This is a genomic window from Caballeronia sp., assembly GCF_028292365.1.
In the GTDB taxonomy this organism is placed as follows: domain Bacteria; phylum Pseudomonadota; class Gammaproteobacteria; order Burkholderiales; family Burkholderiaceae; genus Caballeronia.
This window is the reverse complement of the sequence record NZ_JAQGMM010000136.1, coordinates 1-2,923: the sequence shown is the minus strand read 5'-3', so window position 1 is coordinate 2,923 and position 2,923 is coordinate 1. Positions and strand designations below refer to the sequence as shown.

The 2,923-nt window shown below is 58.3% G+C and carries 2 protein-coding genes and 1 pseudogene; all 3 read right to left on the bottom strand.

Features of this window, described 5'->3' with window-relative positions; translation table 11 throughout:
* Positions 1–486: 486 nt before the first annotated feature.
* A pseudogene (locus JWR14_RS08390) lies at positions 487–1,023 on the bottom strand (sigma 54-interacting transcriptional regulator); the annotation flags it as partial.
* Between the two features lie 60 nt (positions 1,024–1,083).
* The gene (locus tag JWR14_RS08385) at positions 1,084–2,490 is read right to left on the bottom strand and encodes an ATP-binding protein (protein ID WP_299704382.1); all 1,407 of its coding nucleotides are present in this window, start codon (positions 2,488–2,490) and stop codon (positions 1,084–1,086) included.
* On the bottom strand, positions 2,466–2,923 hold a 458-nt coding region (locus tag JWR14_RS08380; protein ID WP_299704380.1), incomplete at its 5' end, for a winged helix-turn-helix domain-containing protein. The genes JWR14_RS08385 and JWR14_RS08380, both read right to left, overlap by 25 nt.

The following is a 2,923-nucleotide window of genomic DNA, read 5'->3' as shown; positions in this document are numbered from 1 at the left end:
AAAGGGCCCGTGAGAATAGTGACGGATCGCTTATGTGATAGGTACGAAACCAACGCATTGGTCAGAACTAATATTCGGTAGCCGCGCGGTTCCCGCAGCCTCGAACGATTTGATCAAGCTTGGTGATCATTGGGGAGAGGAGCGTGGCCGCCGCAGCAGCGCTCCGGTTTCGCCCAGAGCCAGCATCTTGTTTTTTAGCCAGCTCTTGGCGAACGCCGCGGTATAAGCGCAACGGACAGCAATTTTTTTTTGGTGAAAATTCGCCGCCAAATATTGAGGACTGTTGCTTAAGACACGCTTATGATTTATATGCCGCGGACGCAAAAATGCGTACTGTAGCAGGAGCGTTTGGGAAGCTTTTCCGTCGAGGCTGGCTGCGGAGGGGACTAAGGGATGTCACCCCAGACGATCCGCGAACGGCCGCCACAGATTAGTCTGTACGCCGCATTGCATCCTGCCACAGCCGTGTCCCTTTCAGGATCGTTATTATTCGGTCAAAGCCGTTCGCAACCCTTGTGTGCAGAGCAACCGATAAAGCGTAACGCGAGATATATCCAGTTCGCGTGCTGCATCAATCAGACGTCCGCGATTGCGCAACAGTGCGAACTCAATGGCTATTCGCTCGGCCGCCTGCCGAGCTTGAGCGAGAGAAATCGGCTCGAGGTTTGCATAGTCACTCAGTTCAAGGTCAGTGGCCGTGATCTGCCGGCCCTCCGACATCACGATTGCACGCCTCACGCGATTGCTCGACTCGTGTACATTACCTGGCCATCCCTAGTTGTTGATCGCAGCAGTCGCATCCGGTGAAAACCCACGAAGACGCCAGTTTGCATCCGTCTTGAAGCGATCCAGCATGTGCTTTGCAAGCAACTCGATGTCGACGCCGCGTGCCCGCAGCGGTGGCTCATCGAGTTGCAGCACGCACAGCCGGTGATACAGATCGGCGCGGAATCGGCCTTCCATCATCGCCCTGTCCAAATCAATGTGAGTCGCTGAAATGATCCGAACGTCCACCGGCATTGACGGCTGAAATACCCCTGCGCTTAAAGCTGACATACGTATGTTGATAGAACGACCGAGATTTCACGCAATAGGCTCGAAGTTCATCGGGCGTTTGTGATCGGAATCGGCGAGCGCAGCGGGCGGGTCCATCTCTGGAAACGTCAGTGTGAAGCGAAGGCCGCCGCGACCATCGGCCCAAGTCGCATCGCCTAGCGTAATGGATGCACCGATCCGAGTTGCAATTGTCTGGACAATTGACAGCCCGAGCCCAGAGCCGCTTTGACCCGTCCCGAGCACGCGATAAAACCGGTCAAACACCCGGTCTCGCTCATCCGCAGGAATACCCGGCCCAGTGTCCTCGACCACGATCGACGTGCGGCTATCTGCGCTCTGTATCGAAAGATCGACGCGGCCACCGGACGGCGTGTAGCGGATAGCGTTATCAACCAGATTCTTCAGCATCGTGCCCAGATCTGCTTCGCTTGCGGGCACCCACACGTCCGCCTCGCCGCTGACCCCGATATCGATCTCTCGCGCCTGCGCGATGGGAATCAGGTCCTCAAGCACGCGGCGAAAGGCTTGCGCGACCGAGGTCTGAGATGCTTGAACGTCGTTTGCTTCCTGCACATGCGCCAGCGTCAGCAACTGCTCAACCAACGCACGCGTGCGCATCAGGCCAGTGCGCAAAGCCGTAAAGCGCTCGCGCGCTTGGCTCGACATCTCCGACAAATCGAGCCGTTCCGCCTGCAATAAAAGCACAGTAAGCGGCGAGCGCAGTTCGTGCGCGGCATCGGCTACGAACCGACGTTGCAGCGCAACGGACTCAGCGACCCGCCCAAGCAAGCGGTTATTAGCGACGAGGAACGGAATGATCTCAGCAGGAAGTTTCGCGTCCCCGGTCACGTATATCTCGGATAGATCGTGATCCGGGCGCGCGTCGAGCTCAGAGGCGAGTCGCCTGAGCGGCTTGAACATGTGCCCGACCAGCAGGAACACCACACCGACGAAGACGGGTGCTAGTACGACAAAGGGAATGAGCGTAGCGACAGCGCTGTTGCGGGCGATTTCGTTTCTATCGGAAGTTTGCTGGCGAACACCTACGCGAACACCCGGCGCCAGGGTACGAACTACGATGCGCCATTCGCGGCCATTCAGTGTCAGGGTCTGGATGCCGTCGGGGAGCGCAGGCGGCAGGTTCACCAAACCTTGGACGCTGCGATTGGACAGCCGCTGTACCACGACTTTCGCTTCTGCTTCGAAGTCCGGCACATAGCGCATGGAGCCTCCCTCCATGAACTGAACATTGTTCGCCGTGACGAGCGCGGCCACTTCCTTGAGCTGCAGGTCCTGGATTTCGTTGGCTTCGTGGAACGCGGCCTTGAACGAGAACACACCCGCCGCGACGGCACTTAAAAGAACGGCAATTGCGAGCCATATGGACAGTCGCAACTGGAGCGATTGCCCTAACCGCCTTTTGACACCATCCATCCCACACCCCTGACGTTTTTGATCGTATCGCTGCCCAGCTTGCGACGCAGCGAGTGAATCAGAAATTCGACCGCGTTGCTTTCGACCTCCTCATTCCAGCCGTAGATGCGGTCCTCCAGTTCCGTACGCGACAGAATCGCGCCCGGACGGATCAGCAATGCGTGCAGCAACGCGAATTCGCGGGCGGATAGCCGCACTGAAGTCTCCGGAGCGCGCGCTTCGTGCGTTGCAGGATCCAGCGATATGATGCCATTGGTCAGCACTGGTGCAGCGACGCCCGCGCGGCGACGCACGATAGCCCGCAAGCGCGCGAGCAGTTCGGACATTTCAAATGGCTTTAGGACGTAGTCGTCGGCGCCGCTGTCCAGGCCCCGAATTCGGTCAGCCACCGCATCGCGCGCTGTGATGATAAGCACGGGGATGGTGTTGTCGC

Excerpts from the sequence above, each read along its gene's own strand:
- JWR14_RS08385 (WP_299704382.1), bottom strand. The coding sequence starts at position 2,490 with ATGGATGGTGTCAAAAGGCGGTTAGGGCAATCGCTCCAGTTGCGACTG.